Annotated in this window: 23 protein-coding genes; 10 read left to right on the top strand and 13 right to left on the bottom strand. The window is 40.4% G+C overall.

Annotation, left to right across the window (positions count from 1 at the left end; translation table 11 throughout):
- Positions 1 to 41 precede the first annotated feature (41 nt).
- From Q0X72_RS01895 to acs, 10 genes are all read left to right on the top strand, one after another.
- On the top strand, positions 42 to 1,949 hold the full coding sequence (locus Q0X72_RS01895; RefSeq protein WP_297761234.1) for an ABC-F family ATP-binding cassette domain-containing protein: 1,908 nt from the start codon (positions 42 to 44) through the stop codon (positions 1,947 to 1,949).
- Positions 1,950 to 2,140: 191 nt separating this feature from the next.
- Entirely contained in the window at positions 2,141 to 3,022 is an 882-nt protein-coding gene (locus tag Q0X72_RS01890) for a hypothetical protein (protein ID WP_297761231.1), read from the top strand.
- A gap of 150 nt (positions 3,023 to 3,172) precedes the next feature.
- Positions 3,173 to 3,637, top strand: a complete 465-nt coding sequence (locus Q0X72_RS01885; protein WP_297761228.1) for a MarR family transcriptional regulator — start codon at positions 3,173 to 3,175, stop codon at positions 3,635 to 3,637.
- An 11-nt stretch (positions 3,638 to 3,648) separates the two neighbouring features.
- The gene (locus Q0X72_RS01880) at positions 3,649 to 4,782 is read left to right on the top strand and encodes an HlyD family efflux transporter periplasmic adaptor subunit (protein ID WP_297761226.1); all 1,134 of its coding nucleotides are present in this window, start codon (positions 3,649 to 3,651) and stop codon (positions 4,780 to 4,782) included.
- Entirely contained in the window at positions 4,779 to 8,078 is a 3,300-nt protein-coding gene (locus tag Q0X72_RS01875; RefSeq protein WP_297761223.1) for an efflux RND transporter permease subunit, read from the top strand. The genes Q0X72_RS01880 and Q0X72_RS01875 overlap by 4 nt, the downstream gene beginning before the upstream one ends.
- Positions 8,078 to 9,427, top strand: a complete 1,350-nt coding sequence (locus Q0X72_RS01870; RefSeq protein WP_297761220.1) for a TolC family protein — start codon at positions 8,078 to 8,080, stop codon at positions 9,425 to 9,427. Before Q0X72_RS01875 ends, Q0X72_RS01870 begins: the two co-directional genes overlap by 1 nt.
- A gap of 9 nt (positions 9,428 to 9,436) precedes the next feature.
- Positions 9,437 to 9,619, top strand: coding sequence for a CPXCG motif-containing cysteine-rich protein (locus tag Q0X72_RS01865; RefSeq protein ID WP_297761217.1), 183 nt, complete (start codon positions 9,437 to 9,439; stop codon positions 9,617 to 9,619).
- Positions 9,620 to 9,712: 93 nt separating this feature from the next.
- Positions 9,713 to 9,973 (top strand): DUF4212 domain-containing protein, encoded by a 261-nt coding sequence (locus Q0X72_RS01860; RefSeq protein ID WP_297761215.1) that lies wholly within the window; start codon positions 9,713 to 9,715, stop codon positions 9,971 to 9,973.
- Between the two features lie 28 nt (positions 9,974 to 10,001).
- On the top strand, positions 10,002 to 11,693 hold the full coding sequence (locus Q0X72_RS01855; protein WP_297761212.1) for a sodium:solute symporter family protein: 1,692 nt from the start codon (positions 10,002 to 10,004) through the stop codon (positions 11,691 to 11,693).
- Between the two features lie 10 nt (positions 11,694 to 11,703).
- Complete coding sequence (gene acs / locus Q0X72_RS01850; RefSeq protein ID WP_297761209.1) at positions 11,704 to 13,611, top strand: acetate--CoA ligase; 1,908 nt, start codon at positions 11,704 to 11,706, stop codon at positions 13,609 to 13,611.
- Position 13,612: 1 nt separating this feature from the next.
- Here the strand turns inward: acs and Q0X72_RS01845 are convergent, their stop codons facing one another.
- From Q0X72_RS01845 to Q0X72_RS01785, 13 genes are all read right to left on the bottom strand, one after another.
- Positions 13,613 to 13,996 carry a hypothetical protein gene (locus Q0X72_RS01845; protein WP_297761206.1) on the bottom strand — a complete coding sequence of 128 codons (384 nt, stop codon included), beginning with the start codon at positions 13,994 to 13,996 and terminating at the stop codon, positions 13,613 to 13,615.
- An 8-nt stretch (positions 13,997 to 14,004) separates the two neighbouring features.
- Positions 14,005 to 15,831: a glycoside hydrolase family 2 protein gene (locus Q0X72_RS01840; protein ID WP_297761203.1), complete on the bottom strand. Its 1,827-nt coding sequence runs from the start codon at positions 15,829 to 15,831 to the stop codon at positions 14,005 to 14,007.
- A gap of 21 nt (positions 15,832 to 15,852) precedes the next feature.
- Positions 15,853 to 17,472 carry a M81 family metallopeptidase gene (locus tag Q0X72_RS01835; protein ID WP_297761200.1) on the bottom strand — a complete coding sequence of 540 codons (1,620 nt, stop codon included), beginning with the start codon at positions 17,470 to 17,472 and terminating at the stop codon, positions 15,853 to 15,855.
- A 13-nt stretch (positions 17,473 to 17,485) separates the two neighbouring features.
- The gene (locus tag Q0X72_RS01830) at positions 17,486 to 17,659 is read right to left on the bottom strand and encodes a hypothetical protein (protein WP_297761198.1); all 174 of its coding nucleotides are present in this window, start codon (positions 17,657 to 17,659) and stop codon (positions 17,486 to 17,488) included.
- A 105-nt stretch (positions 17,660 to 17,764) separates the two neighbouring features.
- On the bottom strand, positions 17,765 to 18,334 hold the full coding sequence (locus Q0X72_RS01825) for a GNAT family N-acetyltransferase (RefSeq protein WP_297761195.1): 570 nt from the start codon (positions 18,332 to 18,334) through the stop codon (positions 17,765 to 17,767).
- Between the two features lie 23 nt (positions 18,335 to 18,357).
- Complete coding sequence (locus tag Q0X72_RS01820) at positions 18,358 to 18,768, bottom strand: hypothetical protein (RefSeq protein ID WP_297761192.1); 411 nt, start codon at positions 18,766 to 18,768, stop codon at positions 18,358 to 18,360.
- A 139-nt stretch (positions 18,769 to 18,907) separates the two neighbouring features.
- Positions 18,908 to 19,393 carry a DinB family protein gene (locus tag Q0X72_RS01815; protein ID WP_297761189.1) on the bottom strand — a complete coding sequence of 162 codons (486 nt, stop codon included), beginning with the start codon at positions 19,391 to 19,393 and terminating at the stop codon, positions 18,908 to 18,910.
- 3 nt (positions 19,394 to 19,396) lie between these two features.
- Positions 19,397 to 19,834, bottom strand: a complete 438-nt coding sequence (locus Q0X72_RS01810) for a hypothetical protein (RefSeq protein ID WP_297761186.1) — start codon at positions 19,832 to 19,834, stop codon at positions 19,397 to 19,399.
- A gap of 128 nt (positions 19,835 to 19,962) precedes the next feature.
- Positions 19,963 to 20,613: a cation transporter gene (locus Q0X72_RS01805; RefSeq protein ID WP_297761183.1), complete on the bottom strand. Its 651-nt coding sequence runs from the start codon at positions 20,611 to 20,613 to the stop codon at positions 19,963 to 19,965.
- 77 nt (positions 20,614 to 20,690) lie between these two features.
- On the bottom strand, positions 20,691 to 21,476 hold the full coding sequence (locus tag Q0X72_RS01800) for a class I SAM-dependent methyltransferase (RefSeq protein ID WP_297761181.1): 786 nt from the start codon (positions 21,474 to 21,476) through the stop codon (positions 20,691 to 20,693).
- A 35-nt stretch (positions 21,477 to 21,511) separates the two neighbouring features.
- A complete protein-coding gene (locus Q0X72_RS01795; RefSeq protein WP_297761178.1) occupies positions 21,512 to 22,066 on the bottom strand; it encodes a VanZ family protein in 555 nt (184 codons plus the stop codon).
- A gap of 85 nt (positions 22,067 to 22,151) precedes the next feature.
- A complete protein-coding gene (locus Q0X72_RS01790; protein ID WP_297761175.1) occupies positions 22,152 to 22,688 on the bottom strand; it encodes a hypothetical protein in 537 nt (178 codons plus the stop codon).
- Positions 22,689 to 22,695: 7 nt separating this feature from the next.
- Positions 22,696 to 23,349, bottom strand: coding sequence for an ankyrin repeat domain-containing protein (locus tag Q0X72_RS01785; protein WP_297761172.1), 654 nt, complete (start codon positions 23,347 to 23,349; stop codon positions 22,696 to 22,698).
- Positions 23,350 to 23,398: the final 49 nt, after the last annotated feature.

Raw genomic sequence — 23,398 nt, 5'->3', positions numbered from 1 at the left:
ACTTTTTTGCTTTATCCTTCAATGTAACCACGGATACAATAATGCTGAATGTTCACAATCTTTCCGTTTCTTTCTCCGGCGAATATTTATTTGAGGAGATCTCCTTTCGTCTTAATCCTGGTGATAGGGTGGGACTCATTGGAAAAAATGGTGCGGGGAAATCTACCTTGTTAAAATTGTTGTCAAAGGAGGCAGCACCCGATTCGGGGACCATTGCTTCTGATAAGGAGATCAGTATTGGCTTTCTGAGGCAGGATATTGATTTTGATGAGGGACATACGGTCTTGGAAGAGGCATATAAGGCCTTTGAAGAATTGCAGGTCATGGAGGGTAAACTGGCTCATATTAACGAACAGCTTGCGGAAAGAACAGATTACGAGAGCGATGGCTATCATCAATTGATGGTAGACCTTAATGATTATACCCATCAATATGAGATCCATGGCGGATACAACTATCAGGGAGATACAGAAAAGATCTTACTGGGCTTAGGATTCAAGCGGGAAGATTTTGATAAAAAGACAGATATTTTTTCCGGGGGTTGGCGTATGCGTATCGAATTGGCCAAATTATTACTTCAGAAGAATGATGTACTGCTGCTGGATGAGCCTACGAACCACCTCGATATTGAGTCCATTTTATGGCTAGAACAATTCTTAACAGGTTTTACTGGGGCTATAGTGATCGTTTCACATGATAAGATGTTTCTGGACAATGTAACCAACAGAACCATTGAGATCTCCCTTGGTAGGATATATGACTATAACAAGCCTTATTCACAGTTTCTGATACTTCGACAAGAGATCAAGGGACAACAAATGAATGCCCTTAAGAATCAGGAACGGGAGATTCAGCAGGCCGAAAGACTTATTGAAAAATTTAGGGCAAAAGCCTCCAAGGCATCCATGGCCCAATCGCTGATAAAGAAGTTAGATAGAATGGATCGCATTGAAGTAGATCAATCCGATCACAGTGTGCTAAAGGTAAAATTCCCTGTTTCTGTGGTGCCTGGCAAGATAGTGGCGGAAATAGACAATTTATCTAAAAATTACGGTTCCAAGGAAGTATTGAAGGACATAGACCTTTTGCTGGAACGCGATAGCAAGACTGCCTTTGTTGGCCAGAATGGACAGGGAAAAACAACCCTGGCAAAGATACTGGTAGGGGAAATTCCCTATGATGGTCATGTAAAATTAGGCCACAATGTTCAGATCGGATATTTTGCACAAAATCAGGCAGAATACTTAGATGGGAATAAAACGGTCCTGGATACTATGATCGATTCGGCCAATGAAAAGAACCGAAGTAAGGTAAGGGATATTCTAGGTTCCTTTCTCTTTAGCGGGGAAGATGTAGACAAGTATGTAAAAGTACTGTCCGGGGGTGAACGCAACAGATTGGCATTGGCTAAAATGTTACTGCAGCCCTTTAATGTGCTGGTAATGGACGAACCTACCAATCATTTGGATATCGCTTCCAAGAATGTGTTAAAGCAGGCCCTCATTAACTTTGAAGGAACCTTAATTGTGGTTTCGCATGACAGGGATTTTCTACAAGGCCTTACCAATAAGGTTTATGAGTTTAAAGACAAGAAGATCAAAGAGTATTTAGGGGATATCAATTACTTTCTGGAAGAGCGCAAGGCGGAAGATTTTAGAGCTATTGAAAAGAAATCGGTCAAAGCAGCACAGAAAAAGCAATCTGCTCAAGCTGAAAAACCCTATCATGATCAGAAAAAGTTAAAAGGCCTAAAAAATAAGCTCAGTAATTTGGAAAGTGAGATAGGGGTCCTGGAAAAAGAGATATCAGACATTGATCATGAATTGCTGATGAACTACGATCAAACCATAGCAATACCTAATTTTTTTGACGGCTATCAAAAAAAGAAAAAACGATTGGAATCGTTGATGAAACAGTGGGAAGACCTTACTATAAAGCTTGAAAATTAGGGCGTTGATAAATTTTTTGTAATCCAACTATTTTGTTCACCACAAATTATTATAGTTTCACAACAAATATGAACCGTTCATCGGAAAAAATGACATCCAATCCCTACATTACGGTATATTTGTAAGGTAATTCTTAGCTATCTTATAAGATTTAGTTTAAAAGATTCTCTTTGCGCTCAAATTTTGACACTATGAAAAATACGCTGATCCTTTTCATTGTTTTGCTCAGCTCTTCGTTTTTTGTTTCTGCCAAGGTAAGTAAGGCTGAAACGAAGGCACTCATTGATTTTTATGAGAGCACGAACGGTACGGAGTGGGTCAGAGGTTGGGATCTAGATGCCCCGGTTACACAATGGTATGGGGTAAAGGTTGAGAATGACCATGTAGTAGAGATCAATCTTTTCAGAAACAATTTAAAAGGTGTCCTGCCGGCTAGTTTTGGAAAATTAGTTCATCTTAGAGTGCTTAATCTGGCTTTTAATGGTTTAACGGGAGAACTTCCTGAGACTATTGCCAATTTGGAAAACCTGGAAGTACTTAAGATTGAGATGAACAGATTCAAAGGTGCTTTACCGGCGTCCTTTGGTGAACTCTCTAACCTAAAAGAACTCACGGCCTTTAATAATTTCTTTTCGGGGAGTATACCTGAAAGTATGGGTCAGCTTACAAAATTAAAAGTATTAAACCTTTCCAGTAATAATTTAAAAGGTGCTATTCCAGAAGCATTGGGAAAACTAAGCGAGCTCGAAAGTCTTGGACTTTTTGAAAATACGCTCCAAGGCTCTATCCCTAGAGAATTTGGCAAATTAGTTCAGTTAAAGGAACTGATCTTAGCCAACAACCAGTTAGATGGGGAGATCCCTGCAGAATTTAGCCAATTGGCCAGTCTGGAGATCCTGCAGATCCAAAACAACAAATTTAATTCTCTAAAGAACCTGGAGACTATGAATACAAGACAATTCCTGGTTTTCGACTATGACAAAGGAGATCTTAAACTAAACTTCAAGGAGATCGACTTTAAGAAAACACGGGTTGCGGAAACAAAATTTGACGATGATCCAGATCAGGATTAGTCAGTTTTTAAGTTGGTTAGCTATAAAAAAAGGGATGTGAAAACATCCCTTTTTTTGTTTTATGGTAAATACAAAAAGTTAAACGAAAATTAAGATTTATTTAACTATAGTTGCAGGTGCAACTAATTGATATTTACCTAATTTTGCCCGATGCAAGAATTAAAATTGGACATAGATCTGGAAAACTCTCTGGGGCCATGGATTGGAAAGACCGCGAAAATAGTAGATTACTATTTTCATGAAGCGTTCCAGCAGCATGGATTGGATGTTAGCAAAGAACAAATGATAGTTCTAAAGAAACTTCTTAATGAGGATGGACTTAATCAGAATGAATTGGCACAACTAACATGGCGAGATAAATCATCCTTAGCCAGGTTATTAGCCAAGATGGAACGCAAAGGATATATAATCAGGAGACAGCACGAATTAGACAAACGGGTAAACCTCGTTTATCTGACCGAAAGCGGTAGGGAGATATTCCGAAATACCCGGCCTATCATACAAAAAGCAATAAATATCATGGAAAAGGATATAAGTAAATCAGAGATTCAACGAATGATCGAAATTCTGAAAAGGATACAAGACAATTTTACGTCAGAAATAGCATCACAATAAGAACCCAAACAATGAGAAAAATAGTTTTATCAATAGCAGGGGTCCTAATAATTATATTGGGAATCTTTTTATCGAAACAGATAGTTGATAGTAAAACCCGCACAAAACCAAGGGTGGAAAAAGTGGTTAAGACCGTTTTTACCCAAACAGTTACCAACGGAACAGTAGCTATCATTGTGCCGGCCAATGGCAATCTTACTGCCAAACGCAGGGTAGAGCTTTTTGCTGAGGTTCAGGGAGTATTCAAAAAAGGGAATAAACTCTTTAAAGCAGGACAGCCATACAGCGCTGGAGAAACTATTATTCGGATAGATGCCTCTGAGTATTATGCGAGTGTACAGTCTGCGAAGAGTAATTTATACAATTTAATCACCTCTATTATGCCAGATCTTCGGCTAGATTATCCCGAGGTCTATCCAAAATGGCAGGCGTACCTCTCCAACTTTGATATGGACAGAACAACTCCTGCCCTTCCGGTGATGACAACGGAAAACGAGAAGTACTTTATATCTGGCCGTGGTATTCAAACCAACTATTACAACGTTAAAAATCTTGAACAACGCTTAAGTAAGTACACTATAAAAGCGCCCTTTAGCGGTATACTAACAGAGGCATTAGTGACAGAAGGTTCCCTGGTAAGGTCTGGTCAAAAACTCGGAGAATTTATTAATACAGATGTGTATGAATTAGAAGTTGCCGTAAGCAAAACCTTCAGTGATCTTTTAAAAATAGGGGAAGTTGTAAACCTGGTGACGCTAGATCGCAACAAAACTTATAAGGGGAAGGTTACGAGGATAAATGGTAGTGTAGATCAGGCAACTCAAACCATAAAGGCATTTATTGAAGTAAGCGATAGGGACCTAAAAGAAGGAATGTATCTGGAGGCAAATTTAAATGCCAAACAAGAGACCAATGCTATTGAAATAGACAGAAACTTGCTTATGGAAAATGATAAAATATTTGTTGTCCGCGATACGATCTTAGATCTGATCGATGTAAAACCCGTGTATTTTTCAAACAAGAAGGTAGTTTTAAAAGAAGTGCCAGATGGCATAACAATCATAACTAAACCAGTAGTTGGCGCATACGCCGGGATGTTGGTTAAAGTATATCAGGGAGAGACCGCTCAAAATATTGAACAATGAGAAATATCATCGCTTATTTCATAAAATATCATGTGGCGGTCAATGTTGTGATCATTGCCTTTTTTATATTTGGAATTGTGGGAGCATTATCCTTAAAATCTTCCTTCTTTCCACTGACCGATTCAAAGAACATCTCCATAAACATAACCTATCCCGGGGCTTCACCGCAAGAGATCGAAGAAGGGATAGTTTTAAAGATCGAAGATAATTTAAAAGGGCTCGAAGGGGTAGATAGAGTAACCTCTACCTCCAGGGAGAACAGCGGTAGTATCAATGTAGAAATAGAAAAAGGTAGGGATGTAGACTTTATGCTCTTGCAGGTTAAGAATGCCGTAGACCGGGTGCCAACGTTCCCAACCGGCATGGAACCCTTAATAGTATCAAAATTAGAAGTAGTAAGGCAGACCATTAGCTTTGCAATTAGTGGGGATAACATTCCTTTGGCAACCTTAAAACAGATAGGGCGTCAAATTGAAAACGATATAAGGTCTATTGATGGTATATCCCAAATCAATGTGTCAGGATATCCGCAGGAAGAGATAGAAATTGCGGTAAATGAAAATAGTCTTCTGGCGTATGGCATGTCCTTTACCGAAGTGGCACAAGCCGTTTCAAATGCCAACATTCTTGTTACCGGGGGAAACATCAAGACCGATGCAGAGGAGTACCTTATCAGGGCCAATAACAGGTCCTATTATGGGGTTGAACTTTCCAATTTAATCATTCGGGCCGATGCTTCAGGCCAAACAATCAGACTCAAAGACGTGGCAGTGGTTAGGGACCGTTTTTCCGAAACTCCCAACGCATCTTATTTTAATGGGAATCTCTCCGTAAGTACAACCATAACAAGCACAAATACCGAAGACCTTATTTCTTCGGCTGAAAAAGTAAGAAACTATATCGAGGAGTTTAATCAGAAATACAATAACGTTAAATTAAATGTGGTTAGCGACCTGTCCGTAACTCTAACAGAACGTACCAAATTACTGACCGAGAATGCCATAATGGGGATGGCCCTTGTCCTTATTTTCCTGTCCTTGTTTCTAAACACACGATTAGCATTCTGGGTGGCTTTTGGCTTGCCAATATCCTTTTTAGGGATGTTTATTTTTGCAGGGTATTTTGATGTGACCATCAATGTCTTATCGCTATTCGGTATGATCATCGTAATTGGTATTTTGGTAGATGACGGAATTGTGATAGCTGAGAATATTTACCAGCATTATGAAAAAGGAAAAACACCTGTACAGGCAGCAATAGACGGCACTATGGAGGTACTTCCTCCTATTGTATCGGCAATTATTACAACGGTACTGGCCTTTTCCATATTCCTGTTTCTGGACGGTAGAATTGGAGAATTCTTTGGGGAAGTATCGGTCATTGTAATACTCACGCTAGCTGTATCACTAATTGAAGCACTGATCATTTTACCTGCGCATTTGGCGCATTCTAAGGCTTTGAAACCCATAGATAACAAACCCAAGAAAGGGATCGCCAAAGTATTTTCTAAACTAAGGGTAATCAATCAATCAGGAGATCGTGCTATGGCATGGCTCCGGGACAAGATGTACAGCCCAACCTTGCGTTTTGCACTTAAGTACAAATTGCTCACATTTTCATTCTTCGTTTTTGCACTGTTATTAACCTTTGGATCTGTTGGAGGTGGAATTATTCGCACCGCTTTTTTTCCGCAAATAGCGAGTGACAGGGTGCAGGTAACTCTGCAGATGCCAAATGGGACTAATGAAAAAGTTACAGATTCTATTATTAGCGTAATTGAAGAAAAGGCCGAGATCGTAAATCAGGAATTGACGGAGCAATACCTAAAGGGGACGGATAAGATACTTTACGAAAATGTAATTAAGAATGTTGGCCCTGGTTCATCCTCAGCAACGCTTACCATTAATTTGTTGCCAGGGGAAGAACGCCCGGATGCCATACGTTCCGATATGGTTACTACGCGTCTGCGCGAATTGGTAGGCCCCGTAATAGGAGTTGAAAGCCTAATTTACGGATCAGGAGGTAATTTTGGAGGAGATCCTGTTTCCGTATCATTACTGGGGTACAATATAGATGAACTTAAAGGAGCAAAAATAGAACTAAAAAATGCACTTTTAAGTAATACAGAATTGAAGGATGTTGCAGATAATGATCCTGCAGGTATCAAAGAGATACGCTTAGAGCTTAAGGAAAATGCCTATTTACTTGGATTAGATCTAAGGACCGTAATGAATCAGGTTAGAGCCGGATTTTTCGGGACACAGGCACAACGTTTTCAACGGGGACAAGATGAGATTCGTGTTTGGGTACGTTATGATAGAGAAAACAGATCCTCCATATCCGATCTGGATGAAATGCGCATTGTTGCACCCAATGGAAGCAGGGTGCCGTTAAAAGAGATCGCAAATTATACTATTGAACGAGGCGAGGTTGCTATAAATCATTTGGACGGACAACGTGAAATTCAAATTTCGGCCGATCTAAAGGATGCACAAACTACAAGTGCAACTGATGTTATGACCGAGATACGAACTGAGATCATGCCGGAAATACAATCCAGATATCCCACTGTATCAGCCTCCTATGAAGGGCAAAACAGGGAAGCAGGAAAACTGATTGGCTCGCTTCAGTTTGTAGGGCTAACGGTACTATTACTGATCTATGTAACTATTGCCTTTACCTTCAGGAGCTTTAGTCAGCCTCTGATGTTACTGCTCCTTATTCCCTTTAGTTTAACAGCAGTAGCTTGGGGTCATTACATACATAATTTTCCCATGAATATATTATCCATGCTGGGGATCATTGCACTAATTGGGATCATGGTTAATGATGGTTTGGTCCTTATAGGGAAGTTTAATAGTAATCTGCGAAATGGGATGAATTTTGATGATGCCATATTTGAGGCTGGAAGATCGAGGTTCAGGGCTATTTTCTTAACATCCTTAACCACGGCCGCTGGTCTGGCTCCATTAATATTTGAACAAAGCAGACAGGCCCAGTTTCTAATTCCAATGGCCATTTCTATAGCCTATGGTATTGGTTTTGCTACAGTTCTTACGTTAATCATGTTACCTATTTTCTTGTCTTTTAGTAATAAGGTAAAGGTGAGTACAAAATGGTTGGCGACAGGGAATGTTATTACAAAAGAAGAGGTAGAACGAGCTATAAAGGAACAAAAAGAGGAGGTCTATTTACAAGGCCAAATAGTAACCAAAATCCTTAAAGAGCCAACCAATGGTTCTCCTGTTTCAGACCCAAAAAAAGATTTAGAAAAAGAATTGAAGGATACTAAATAATGAGGAAGTACCATACGATTTTCATGCTATTGGTATTTATAGCGATAAGTACTAGAGCACAGGAACAATTATTGTTAAAAGACGATGCCGTTTCCACGGCCCTATATAATAATTTTGGAATTAAGGTGGCCAAGAACCAGGTTGAGATTGCCGAAAACAACCAAAGCATCCTGAATACAGGCTTCTTACCTACTTTAACCGGAAGTGCCGGAGCTACCTATAACAGGGACGATGCTACTATTGAATTTCCGGGACAATTCCAGGAAAATGGAGTTCCAAGGCCCGATGTAGAGCTCGACAAGGCTGAGGCCCAACGTTATAACTCCGGCCTTTCTTTAGACTATACTTTATTCGATGGCCTGGGGCGTTTTTACAACTATAAAAGCCTAAAAGAACAATACCAACTTTCAGAATTGCAGGCCCGGGAAACTATTGAAAATACCGTACTTCAATTGCTGAGTATATATTTTGAAGTGGCCCGACTATCAGAGAACGTCAACGTACTTAAACAGGCACTGGAAATTTCCAAAGACCGTATAACCCGGGCAGAATACGCCTTTGAATATGGTCAGAATACCAAACTGAATATTTTAAATGCGCAGGTAGATGTGACCAATGACAGTATCAATCTATTAAATGCCCATCAACAATTGTCTAATACCAAACGTGATTTAAATGTGGTTTTAAATCAAAATCTGAATGATACTTTTAAGGTAGATACCGTAGTTGTTTTTATCCCCAGATTACAACTAGATGACTATATTTCGCTGGCAAAAGATAATAATGTAGCATTGCTGCAAACCAAAAAGAACCTCCTGATCAACGAGTATGATATCAAGATAAGTAGGTCTGGTTATCTGCCTACTATAGGTCTTAATGGTACCTATGGCTGGAATTTAAATCAAAGTGCCGCTTCTGCCTTTTTCCCTGGAACCAATAACGAGACGTACAACTTTAGCCTTGGCGCGAGATTAACATGGAATTTGTTCGATGGCGGTGGTACAACTGTGCGGATCAGGAATGCGAAGATCGCATATGAGAACCAGGAATTGTTGAAAAAGCAAATAGAAATAGAAGTGGATCGCGACATCCTGAATGCGTTGGATATTTATGAAAATCGGTTAAATATTTACGCAATACAGGAACAAAATGTGATCACCAACCAGAACAATTTTGAAAGATCCAAAGAACAATTTCAATTGGGAAGGATCACCTCAATAGAATTTCGTCAGGCACAGATCAACCTGCTCAATGCACAAACCAATAAGAACTTAGCTAAATACGACGCTAAACTTGCAGAACTTCAATTACTGCAACTCACCGGACAATTATTGAACGTTGAATTATAAGGCTTCCAAATGCTTGAACATTTTTTTCAATGTCCGTATTGCTGGGAAGAGATTTCAATGCTCCTGGATACTTCCGTTTCTGGTCAAACCTATGTGGAAGACTGTGAGGTATGCTGTAACCCAATAGAAGTATCGGCCCAATTTGACGATCAGGAACTTCGAGGATTTCAGGCAGTAAGCCTGGAACAATAGATTTATCGCAATTCTTTTTCGATTGTACACTCCCTGCGAAGCTAATCCCGTATAATTTAGTATTTTGTTCCACGCATATTTTATTTGCTAGAAATGGATACTAAACAAAAAAAGGCAACTGCTTATTGGAAAGAAAATCTACGCTACTTAATAATCTTGCTAAGTATATGGTTTCTGGTCTCCTTTGGTGCAGGGATTCTTTTTAAGGATGCCCTGAATACGATCAGAATTGGCGGCTTTGGGCTCGGTTTCTGGTTTGCGCAGCAAGGCGCAATTTATGTCTTTGTGATCCTGATTTTTGTCTATGTTCGACTAATGAATAAACTCGATAAGAAATTTGGGTATGATGAGTAGTCATTACAAAAAACCAACCGCTTAAACTATGGATGTACAAAGTTGGACCCTACTCCTGGTCATTATTTCATTTTCCATCTATATAGGCATTGCTATTTGGTCCAGGGCGAGTTCAACAAGCGATTTTTACATCGCTGGGGGTCATGTACCCGCATTGGCTAACGGATTGGCTACGGCAGCAGATTGGATGTCTGCGGCCTCCTTTTTGGGCATGGCAGGCCTTCTGTCCTTTACGGGCTACGATGGTTCTGTATATCTTATGGGTTGGACCGGAGGCTATGTTCTACTGGCCCTCCTTTTAGCCCCATATCTTCGAAAGTTTGGGAAGTTTACTGTGCCCGACTTTATTGGGGATCGATATTATTCCAATATAACCAGGACGGTAGCAGTGGTTTGTGCCTTGCTGGTATCCTTTACCTATGTGGCAGGACAAATGCGCGGGGTAGGACTGGTCTTTTCTCGTTTTTTAGAAGTGCCAATTAATACCGGTGTTATGATCGGGATGATCATTGTGCTCTTTTACGCTGTTTTGGGTGGGATGAAAGGTATTACCTATACCCAGGTGGCCCAATATTGTGTCTTGATCTTTGCCTTTATGGTCCCGGCTATTTTTATATCTATCCAAATTACAGGCAACCCTATTCCACAATTGGGTATTGGGGCAGAGGTATTGGGCGAGAATATCTCCTTATTAGATAAGTTAGATGGGCTTTCCACAGACCTGGGATTTACGGCCTATACAAATGGCTCCAAGGCCATGATCGATGTCTTTTGTATCACGGCAGCTTTGATGGTAGGAACAGCCGGTTTACCGCATGTAATTGTGCGTTTTTTTACGGTTCCTAATGTACGCGATGCCAGAAAGTCGGCCGGTTATGCCTTACTCTTTATTGCCATTTTATATACTACGGCACCCGCAGTTGCTGTTTTTGCAAGAACAAACCTCCTGGAGACCGTTAGTGATCAACCTTATGAAAATATGCCCCCTTGGTTCCAAAAATGGGAAACAACCGGACTAATAGTTTTCAATGATAAGAATAATGATGGTCTAATTCAGTATGTAGGTGATGCTGACAAAAATGAATTAACCGTGGATCCGGATATTACCGTATTGGCCAATCCGGAGATCGCTGATCTTCCAAATTGGGTAATAGCATTGGTAGCCGCCGGTGGACTGGCGGCAGCATTATCAACAGCCGCTGGCCTTTTATTGGTGATCTCCACTTCTATATCACACGATCTGATCAAAAAGCAATGGAAGCCAAACATTACGGATAAAGCTGAACTTGTTTATGCCAGATTATCGGCTGTGGTTGCCGTTTGTATTGCCGGGTATTTTGGCATTAATCCCCCCGACTTTGTAGCAGCTACTGTGGCATTGGCCTTTGGGTTGGCTGCGGCTTCCTTTTTTCCCGCCATTATTTTGGGAATTTTCTATAAGAAGATGAATAAGGAAGGGGCTACCGCAGGTATGGTGGCGGGTATTCTGGTAATGCTCTTTTACATGTTGAAATTTAAGTTCGATATGTTTGGAGGCGGAGGTCCGGAAGATTGGTGGTTTGGAATTTCTCCCGAAGGTTTTGGAACCATAGCAATGTTGCTTAATTTTATAGTATCCCTTGTTATTTCAACATATACAAAAGACCCACCGGAGGAAGTGCAACAAATAGTAGAAACCATTAGGCTACCGAAGGGTGCCGGCAGGGCCAGGTCACATTAAATAAAGTACGATGAGTAATTACTATATCAAAAATTTAGAAGAATATTTTCAGATCTATCGAAAGTCGGTACGCGAACCAGAAAATTTCTGGGAAGAGATAGCAGAAGAACATTTCGTTTGGAGAAAACGATGGACCAATGTGATGCGATGGGATTTTTCCAAACCGGAAGTAGCATGGTTTGAAAACGCGAAATTAAATATTACAGAAAATTGTATTGACAGGCATCTCCATATTAGGGGCGATAAAACAGCCATCCTTTTTGAACCTAATGATCCCGCGGAAAAAGCACAACATATTAGCTATAACCAGCTTCATGAAAGGGTCTGTAAAATGGCCAATGTACTCAAAGAGAAGGGTGTAGAAAAAGGGGATAGGGTTTGTATCTACTTACCTATGATCCCGGAACTGGCAATTTCGGTGCTAGCTTGTGCCCGGATTGGCGCAATACATTCTGTTGTGTTTGCCGGATTTTCTTCTCTGGCCCTTGCCACCAGAATTAATGACTGCGATTGTAAAATGGTGATTACATCAGATGGTTCATACAGAGGCACCAAGACCATTGACCTAAAAGGAATTGTAGATCAAAGCCTGGAGACTTGTCCCGGGATAAAATCCGTTTTAGTAGTGAAGAGAACCGGCGCTTCCATTGTAATGGAAAAAGGTAGAGACCAATGGCTACAACCCTTATTAGATAAGGCCAGTTCGAAAAATAAGGCTGAGATAATGGATGCTGAAGACCCCTTGTTTATCCTGTATACGTCAGGATCTACAGGTAAGCCGAAGGGTATGGTACACAGTAGCGCCGGTTATATGGTATTTACAGCTTATACCTTCAAAAATATTTTCAATTATCAGGAAGATGACGTGTATTGGTGCACCGCAGATATCGGTTGGATTACGGGTCATTCATACATCGTTTACGGCCCTCTTGCCAATGGTGCAACCACGGTAATGTTCGAAGGTATACCAACATACCCAGATCATGGTCGCTTTTGGGAGGTAGTAGAAAAACACAAAGTAACCCAGTTCTATACGGCCCCAACCGCCATTAGGGCCCTGGCAAAGGAAAATCTCAGCTTTGTAGATAAATACGATCTTTCCTCACTGAAGGTATTGGGGACAGTAGGTGAACCCATTAATGAAGAAGCCTGGCATTGGTATAATAATAATATTGGAAAGAATAAAAGCCCCATTGTAGACACCTGGTGGCAAACCGAAACCGGAGGGATCATGATATCACCTATTCCTTTTGTAACACCCACAACACCAACCTTTGCCACCCTTCCTTTTATAGGTGTGCAGCTTGCTTTAATGGATGAACGCGGACAAGAATTGATGGGGAAGCAGGTAGAAGGCAGGTTGTGCATAAAATACCCCTGGCCTTCAATGGCGCGCACTATTTGGGGCGACCATAAACGATATTACGACACTTACTTCTCTGCTTTTGAAAACATGTATTTTACAGGAGATGGTGCAAAAAGAGATGCTGTAGGCTATTACAGAATAACGGGTAGAGTAGATGATGTGATCATTGTTTCGGGTCATAACCTGGGAACGGCCCCAATAGAGGATGCTATCAACGAACATCCTGCTGTAGCGGAATCGGCCATTGTTGGATTCCCCCATGACGTCAAAGGGAACGCTTTATACGGTTTTGTGATATTAAAAGAAATAGGGGAGTCTAGAAAACCGGAAAATCTTCGAAAGGAGATCAATCAGCAAATTACAGAACATATTGGTCCAATTGCCAAACTCGATAAGATACAGTTTGTGCCAGGACTTCCAAAAACCCGCAGTGGGAAGATCATGCGGCGCATTCTTAGAAAAATCGCCTCCAAGGAAACGGACAATCTTGGGGATATCAGTACACTTCTCAATCCGGAGGTAGTTAAGGCAATTATCAAAGATGCCTTATAGATCAAACGATAGCATACAATAAAAAGCCGCCAAAAATAAAGGAAAGTGGGGCAATGGCTCTTATTCGCGCAGGGGTAAGGATATCAGCACATTTAAGGGCATATGCATGATGGTATTTTCTGGGAAGTAACATTAGAAAAACGGAGGTTCCCATCATAAACCAACCCAGTAGGGCAAAGAATTGAGGAAATTTTGAAACTGTTGCACAGAGTATCAATCCGGCGGCCGGGATCATTCGGAGTATCAGCTCTCCGTAATTGATCAAAGGAGTACTTCCTGCTTTTTTTATAATTTCACGGGCCTTCTGAGGATTTAGCAACATTAAAAAGCCTGCGCCAATAATAAAAACAGCAAAGGCTATGACTATATATTTGGCGACCACCATAATAGAATTTAATCTTTGGAATTGTAGTAATCCTGCAGCACAAAGAAAGCTTTCTTCTTTTTCCCTTCTTCAGAGATCAGTCCTTTGCGATTCCAGCCATCTTGTATTTCCGGCAGCATCCTTCTGGGGGATCTGAAATCTACCAGGATCCAGGGAGACATTCCGCGAAGTTGCTTAATAGAACTCAGCATTTTCAATGTCTCCTGATAGAGATATTCCTGGTATTCCTCTGTCCAACGGGTATATTTATCCCCGTGTAGCCCCTGTTTTGCCCCACCACCAAATTCAGAGATTAGGACAGGTTTATTCTGTTCAATTACCCAGCTGATATTTTGTGCCTTTTCGGGGAGCCCATCGTACCAACCTATATATTGGTTAAAACTCAGGACGTCTACTACCTCTGCAAAATCATCATGTATGGTGCGTACGTTGGGATCACCCTGGTAGGCACTTTGTTCCAGGGCAGCACTAATAAGTCTTGTTGGGTCTAAGGATCTTGCCAGCTCAGCCAGATTACTCAGAAATAAATTCCTGGACTCACTGGTGGGAGTTTCATTAGCCATGGACCAAATGATGACGGAGGCTCTGTTCTTGTCCCTGGCAATGAGTTCTGTAAGCTGGTTGGCGGCATTTTGATAGGTATCCGGATTATCCCAGGAAATGGTCCAATAAACAGGGTTCTCTTTCCAGACCAGTATCCCCATTTCATCAGCCAATCTCACCATATGTTCATTGTGAGGGTAATGAGCCAGTCTTACAAAATTACAGCCTAATTCCTTGGCCCAACTAAGTAATTGACGGGCATCTTCTACAGAGTTTCCCCGGCCTCCCCTAATCGGACTTTCCTCATGAATGGAGATCCCTTTTAGAAAGACCGGCTCTCCGTTGAGCAGTATATCATCGTCCTTAGTACTTATGGTGCGAAAACCGATCTGATCTGTTAGCGTATCCTCCCTGGATGAGAACCTTAGCTGGTAAAGTTTAGGATCCTTGAGTGACCAATAAACAATTTTGTCTGATGTAAGAGTGATGTTTGCCTTGCCAGTTTTATTCGTTATAAATGTAGTATCGATAGATAATTCGGGGATACGCAAACGAATAGGATGTTCTCCGGATACGGCGCCATCGAGTTGTACAAAACCATTGATCTCCTTTGGGTTCTCAGTAGCCAAGTGCAGGAAATAATCCTTGATAAAAGTAGCTCCTGTTTCAATGAGTTTCACATCGCGCGTAAGGCCACCATAATTCCACCAGTCTGTATTTAGGGTAGGGACACCCTCCTTAATCCTTTTATTATCTACTTTAACAACCAGAAAATTGTCCTGGTCTTTTAATAGATGGGTTACCTCATAGTTAAAAGGCGTAAAGCCACCTACATGTCTGCCAAGTTTGGTGCCATTAAAGTACACGTCTGTCTGGTAGTTCGAAGCTTCAAAATAGACAAAAACCCGGTTGGTCGCATCAGTTTTACGGTAATCGAAAGATTTTTTATACCAAACAGTGCCTTCGTAATAGAATAGTTTTTCTTTCTGCGTATTCCAGTCTCCCGGCACTAAAATACTATCGCTCAGATCAAAATCATATTCTACCAGTTCCGATTTATTGGAAGGTTTCGAATTGGTAAAAAAAGCATTCTTTCCGGGATCCTTTTGATCTTCAAAGGCCTCTAACCTGTAATTATAGAAGCCATTTTCGTATGGGTCTACAATATACTTCCAATTCCCATTTAATGAATGTGTTGTTCTATGGTATGCATTTATAAGCAAGGGTTCCTGGGCAGCTCCTACTCCGATAAAAAGAATCATAACCAGAAAAAAAAGAGGCTTTAATTTCATAGTAATAGGTTCGTTAAACTGTTAATTCTCATCTGACAGGGGTATGAGTCGCGCACTTAGATCTGGCTTCTCCATGGTAGTATCTAAAGGGAACATAGGTCTTTTAATGTTTTTGTAAGGGAGGCGTTCCAAATCCTGATCTACTCCGCCGGGGGTGAGGGCCATGATCCAGTCAGCTCGTATATCATATAGCTCGGGTACCAAATACCCGATCTTTACTACCAAAATATCTGCTACTTCCGGGTTCAAGCCCAAATCAGTAAAGTCACTTAGATGATGGTAGGGTTTCCTTTTTTTAGTAACGATCACTGAAACACTTCCTATGTTCACTACTACTTCGGTTTCTGCATCCTTATCTCCATGTTTGATGGCAGTTATGGTGCCTGAAAGTTCTAAAGCAGGGGCATATCGGTTATCTACGGCCGCTCCTGCATAGCTGGTTACGGTTCCTCCAATACCGGTTTTAACAGCTTCTTCTACAAATTCAGGACCCGGGATAGAGGCGTATATTAGTGAGGGTCCTTTTTTGGTTTTAAATTCGGGCCTCGCAAGAATTTCGCGCAACGTCCAGGTAACATCACCGGCACCACCTGCCGTAGGATTATCGCCCATATCGCTTATGATATATGGGTGTACCTTGCTAACTATGGCTTTATCCAGGCTTTCCTTTAGTGTTGCCGTAGGAGCCACAAATTCAAATTCATTTCGTACTTCCCAAAAACTGTTGGCCAGTTTTTCTGCTGCCGCCACCACCTTTTTATTATTATCACCGGTTACCATCACTACAGCATGATTTCTGGGCTCATCGGCCCAGGCATAACCTATCCATATGGCAGCATCTACTATACCTTCTTGTTTTGTTAGGGGGTCTATCTGGGCATAGAGGCTTTTCCCTGGTTCTATTCGGGTACTTGTTTTTTCTCCGGGTAATAATATGGGGACAGGTATCCAGGCCTTATAGGCAGGTTTCCCCTTGCCACTTTCCAGCCGCGATATAAGGTTTTCTACTGCTCTTTTTTTCGATTCAATTGCGTCTTCATGGGGTGCCATCCGATAGCAAGTGATCAGGTCTGAATGATGGGCCAGCTGCTCAGAAACATTACCGTGAAGATCCATGGATGTGGAAATAAGTGTTTCGGTTCCCACTACCGACCGTATCCGGGAAATAAAATCGCCTTCCGGATCATCCAAACCTACGACACTCATGGCACCATGGATATCCAAAAAGAGTCCGTCAAGAGGGAGAGTTTTTGATAGCATGTTAAGTGTTTTACCTAGCAGGGATTCGTAAGCTTCCCGGGTTACTGTTCCCCCTGGGAGGGCATGACCTTTTAAAGTTGGGAGCCATTTTGCTCGTTTTCGCAAGAGCGAATCCGGTGCAAGGAAAGGGTAATAGGAAAAAACGGCCTCTCTTGTTTTAGCATGAAAAGCATCCTCATGGGTTAGGGCAGGGGAAAATGTACTCGATTCTATCGCGACACCAGCAATTGCAATTCTGGGAAGTTGGTAATATTGATCTTTGGTAGGCGAATCTACGTCAGTTCCTGCCTGGCTTTGAACTTGCCAAGAGAAGACCAAAAATAAGCCAATAAACACTAATTTTATTCTTGATATAGAAGCTTTTGTTATTTTATAGATCATTTTACAACGCTGATTAGGGTGTTCCTTTATCTTTTAAAAAGGCATAGGTAAACCCGTTTTGCACTGCAAAAGCAACAGCTAATAATCCAATAATTATTTCTGATTTCTCATGATTCCCCACTAAAGAGGAGGTGATCAGGATGACTGCCCCCCAAATGAGGGCATTGAGAATTAGGACCTTTTTCATAGGGATAGTAGTTAGTTGGGTTTCAGGTATTGGTAAAAGAAGTACTTCGCTTTCTTTAATTTTAAAGGTAAGCAAAAAGTGTTAGAAGTAAAGAGAGTGGTCTAGTCAAGATTTTTTTTCAAGTAAGCTGTATATAACACTATCCAGGAATTTACCATTGAACAAATAGTGTTCTTTAAAATGTCCTTCTTTTACAAATCCAGTTTCAATCAAAAGTCGTTCAGACCTTTTATTATTTGGATTGATGTTGGCTTCCAGCCTGTGTAGTTTCAGGGTTTTAAAAGCAAAAGGCAGCATAATTTTAAAGGTTTCTTTCATATAGCCCTTACCCCAGTATTCAGGGTGCAGTGCATACCCAATTTCTGCCCGGCTGTGTTTATGATTTACATTCCAAAGAAGGAAATACCCCATAAATAAATGATGTTGTACATCTGTAATGGCCCAACTAATCCCTTGTTGTGATTGAAACATAGTGTGATTCTCATGGATCATCTTTTCTGAGGCCAGCAGATTTTCCAAAGGATTTGTGTCCATGAAGTTTAAAACATCCTTATGAGTACGCAGGGCATAAAAAGGGGCGACATCCGAATCTTTAAACTCCCTGAAAATCAGTCGTTCACTTTTTAATAGAGGAAATTGATCAAAGACGGCAACATTTATGGAATTGGGAGGCATGCTTTATATAACTCAAATTCCTATTATTTTTTCGCACCTAATTTTCCTCCTAACCATCCCATGGGAATATAGGCTGCTACCAGATCGAGGGTAGAGAACCAGGTAGGAGCGGGCAGATTGATCACATTGATGATACCTCCAATAAGGAACAGTACTCCAATGGCCATTGCAAATTTGGTTTTATGGGTAGCTGCAATTTTTGCTGCAATAAAAGCACCAACTAATGTGCCCAAAGCATGGGCGAGGAAGGGAAAGATAAAGTGTTTGGGTTCAAACAAACTCATACTTTCTTTAAGTCCTTCCATGGTGCTCACATCGGCCCCTTCCGGCAGAGCTATTACAGGACCATTGAGAGAAATAAAGAACATGTTTACGGCACTTCCAATGACGAGGCCGGCAATAACGGCCAGGATATTTCTAAGGATTGGATTCATTTTAGTTGGTTTTAGGTTATTGTTACTTTTATCTAATTCGAAAATTAGATGAAATAAGAGCTATTTAAAAGTAATGAAAATCAATGAAATACTTCTAATGTGGTCAATTGCTTGCGACAGAATATAAGGAGGATTGATTTTATTGATCTTGTAGAAAATATTTCTTTATGAGTACTATCTGGCCCAAATGGTAGTGGCAATGCTCTACAATACCATGTATATTTCTGTAATAAGTCCCGTATTTTTTGTCACTTACCAGTTCCCATAACCGGTATTCGGGTAATGCCGCTACCAGGTCAGCAAATTCTTCTACTTCGGCAAACACTCTTTTTTGTAGTGATTCCCAATCGGCTTGTGAATTGATGGGCGGGCAATCAAAACTAACCGCATCGTTGCCTTGTAGAGGCTTGCCATGTAGTACTTTGAGGAGCACCGTCACAAAATAATTCATATGATATACCAGTTCTGCAATGGAATGGAACGACTCTACTTTACGCGATGCCATTTCCCAACTTATCCCGTTTAGGGTATCCTTAAGGTTAACGGCCGTCCAGTTACCCCCAAAATAGACTTGTTTAATATGATCTGCGATAATGGCAGGTTGGGAATTATGTATGTCATTCATCTGTTAGCCTTTATTTTGTTTGGCAGCCTCCTCCAATTCTTCATCAAATTTATCATCATATTTTAAATTTTGCACCTGCCATGTTTTGTGTGGTTTGTAAAGAATAAAAGTAAGCCTGATAGGTTGTCTTTCATATTTGGCCATAAAGCTTAAAAGTTTAAGACGTTCCCCAATACTCGCCTCCGTAATTAGCTCATATCCGTGATACTGGCCTATTAAAGCAAGTAAGTTGCTGTATTGATTTTTTAGATTATCAACAGCATCCTGGTTTCGCTCCATCCAGGTATTTGTTGCGAAGGCATAATCAAAAGCCTTCATAGGATCTATGGAATACAGTTTAAAAAATTCATTGGTAATATCTTTCTCCGAGGGCTGGGCATATAAGTTGCTTGTAAGTAGCATTATGAAAAGAAAGGGTAAGAAGAGTAGTTTTTTAGTCATTTGGACAGTGTTATAATAAGGTCAAAGAAGTTGAACTTATTGATTAAAAGTAATAAAACATTCGGAATTTACGGATCAGCTCACTATGACATTAAATCAATAGATCTTAGTAAATGAAAACTTTGGTATTAGTCACATCGGCAGTATTTCTCACTATTGGCCTTCTCGAAGCATTCCTTGCCTTCTTTATATGAAAAATAGGCTAATCCAAGGGTTCCCAGACTGTCTATATATGGAAGACTGGTCAATTCATACATGCCACTGCTCACCAGAAGTATGATCGACATATAGACACAGACCATGGTGCAATTTGCATCTGCCAGGATGGGATCAGAGTTCAATTGTTTTCCCACCTTACGTTTCCAGTACACCAAAAGCAACATTACGAAAATGGAAATAATAGATATGATCACCCCAAACATGGTGGTGATGGGTTGATGCCCTGTCCAAATATTATAGAAGCTTGTAATAACAAGCGCCACCGCCAAGATATAAAAGGCAATTCCTGTTATACGCAATGCGGTTTGTTCAAAATTATCTCTATTACTAGTTGGGTATTTTTGTATACGGATGACCATATGCGCTATCCCCAGGCCGGAGATCACTTCTATAAAACTATCTGCACCAAAACCAAAGAGAGCCAGACTTTCATCCTCCAGCCCAAAATAAGTAGAAAGTAATCCTTCACCAATATTGTAAATGATCGTAAATAATGCCAGAGCAAAGGCAATCTTATAAAACCTTTTTGATTTGTTTATAGTTAGCGTGCTCTCTGCCATCTGCCTATTATTTTGAAGTAATTGGTGTAAACTATAGCTAAAGATAAATATAAGTACACCTCATTTTATAAATACTCTTATTTCTTTCTTCCTGTAACGTATAGGTAATCTCCTAAGGTGTTTTCATAGGACTTAATGATCTCATGAATTTTCCCGGATGAGATATCCTTTTTTAATGCTAATAGCCCATTCGCAACTTCTTCTTTATTAGCCAGGGAATTGAAAGAGGAAATACCATGTCTAACCTTTTTGTCGAAATAAAGTTCGGGATTGTGTTTCCCCGCATAGAGGAATAGGTCCTTCAGATCTCGTCCTACAAAATAGGGCGTAGTTTTCTCAAGTTGTATTCCTGCTTTTTTCATGGCCTTCTCAATGTTTTGTAAGAGAGGCATTTTAACTTTGGAAGCGATAAGCATTTTTGGAAAATATTGAGCCAGCCAATAGCCTTCCATTTGTTCAGGAGTGGAGGTAAATATTACTATTTGGCCATTAGGTTTTAAAATTCGGGCTAATTCTAAGAAACTATTTTCAATATTCGTCCAATGATGCAGGGTTAAGAATGCGACAACCCCATCCACACTATTTTCATCCAAACCTGTTTTTTCAGCAGTACCCATTTTCCAGACTATGTCCTGATTTCTGACTCTCGCCTGCTTTAGCATTTCTTTTGAAGGATCGATCCCGATAAAGGAATATCCCATTTTTTGGAATTCATCGGTATAATTCCCGGTTCCGCATCCTATGTCTAAATAAATACCTTCTTTTTGAGGATTTAAATGGGAAAGTAATTGTTGGAACAAATACGGATCTGCCTTTCTGGTAGCGTTATAATCTATACCTATGGTATCGTATTTGGCGATCATTTTTTTAATTAATCAATTCAAAATATTCAGATTGTTTATCGATTCTTTTTTAAGCGCCTGTGCAGCCAATGTAACAATAAACTAGTTCCAATGGCCATGGTCACAGCCAAACAATTAAAGATAATGTCTTGGGGATCAAAAAAGCGATGAGGAATTAAAAGTTGAATGCTCTCATCCAAAACACCCATAGCAATGCCCACAATTAATGAGAAAAATGCAGGCTCAAATATTTTATTCTCCAGCTTAAATCGTTCCTTAAAAGCCTTATGTAACAATATAGCCAAAACGCTGTATTCAATAAGGTGGCTTCTTTCGGGAGCACCTAAACGAAAGAAGAACATGATATATACGGCAATTATCCCGAATAGGACAGCATATTCTATGTTGCTCGGTTTTGTTAATAATCCATGGATGATAACAGCCGTAGCTACAAGGACCATCCCAAGCAGGAAAAAAATTGCCTGAACGTTTTGATCCCGTAACTCATTTGCCAGGGGTTGTCCTATAAAAAGGGTGGAAAGGATCGTAAGATATACGAGGATTGCCCAAAACCAATACCGTTTTTCCCGTAAGGATGTAAAATAGGGCATTTGCGTTCAATTTCATGAATAACTTGGTTCTCACATAAAATTACGATCTATGTGCCACCTTACAATGTACTATTTTTTGAACTTCCTACTCTATGACCACGTGTACTTTTAGCAATTCTGAAGTATCGATGAACTGATCTAAATTAGTATCTAACCATAGCGCTAAATAAAATTCTTTTAATTCGTTCAAAGGTTTCAATTCATCCTCAATCTGTAGCGAGGCAACGGTGAACTTAGAACTATCCTTTCCTGCAAGCTTGGCGCCGTGGGTTTTATTAAGTGAAGCTGCTTCGTCCTTCCCAACCGGAAGATAATTGGCATCCTCGGGCATCGCAATATATTTAAATATAAAAAAATAGGAATTGAAATCCTGGTTGATATCCGTTTCTGGCTTGGTGAATTGAAATAATTCCTCACTAAGTCCTGTACAGACATGCAACTCGTTACCCTTAAAAACAAGCGTAAAGGATTCGGGCTTTATTTTGAGTTCATAGAGATCATTGTCTAATGGGGAAAGACTAAGTTGTTCTCCCTGTAAAAAAGTGATCTCCGGACCCTGGCCATATCCGATATATACTGAAAGGAATATAAATAGCAGAAATGAAGTAACTGTTTTTTTCATGTTGTTGTTATTTTTCAAGAAGCGTTATAAGCTTCTTATTATTTAGTTTAATGGCTTTTTGAAGCGGAGTTATACCATAGATGTCTGGTCTGATTTTATTCGCCCCCCGTTCAATTAAGAGTTTTGCTATAGCTGTTTCTTCTGCAGATACTGCTAAAAATAAGGCCGATTCACCCCGGTTTCCCCGAACATTGAGCAAAGCTCCACGGTCTATGAGCAATTGCACTACCTTTTTATGCCCATGGACAGCCGCTCTCATTAGGGAGGTAGATCTAAGTTTACTATCCTGGTGATCTATTTTTGCACCATTGTTCAATAAAATTTGGACAATATTGTAGTAGCCCTTGGCTGCTGCTAAATGCAGGGCAGATATATGATCAGGATAGGAGGTGTTATTTACTTTGGCACCATGTCGTAAAAGGATTTCAACGATCTCTCTATGACCTAGTTGCGTGGCAAAGAGAAGCGGGCTCCATCCATTCTTAAAATAGGTTGTTGAATTTCCAGATTCAAAGTACTTCCTTATTTCAGCTGCTCTATTGGCAAGGATTAGCTCATGCAATGGGAAGTCCGCAAAGCTGTTTGATTTGATTTGCGTTGACTTACATCCGAACAAAGTAATCAACAGAATGATAAGTGTACCAAGTATTCTAATCTTCAAGGGTCATTGTAATTGGTTATTACTACACGATTAACGCTTGAAAGTCAGT

Origin of the sequence: uncultured Muriicola sp. (assembly GCF_947258935.1) — a bacterium.
Lineage (GTDB): Bacteria > Bacteroidota > Bacteroidia > Flavobacteriales > Flavobacteriaceae > Muriicola.
This window is presented reverse-complemented; position numbering and strand designations above follow the sequence as displayed.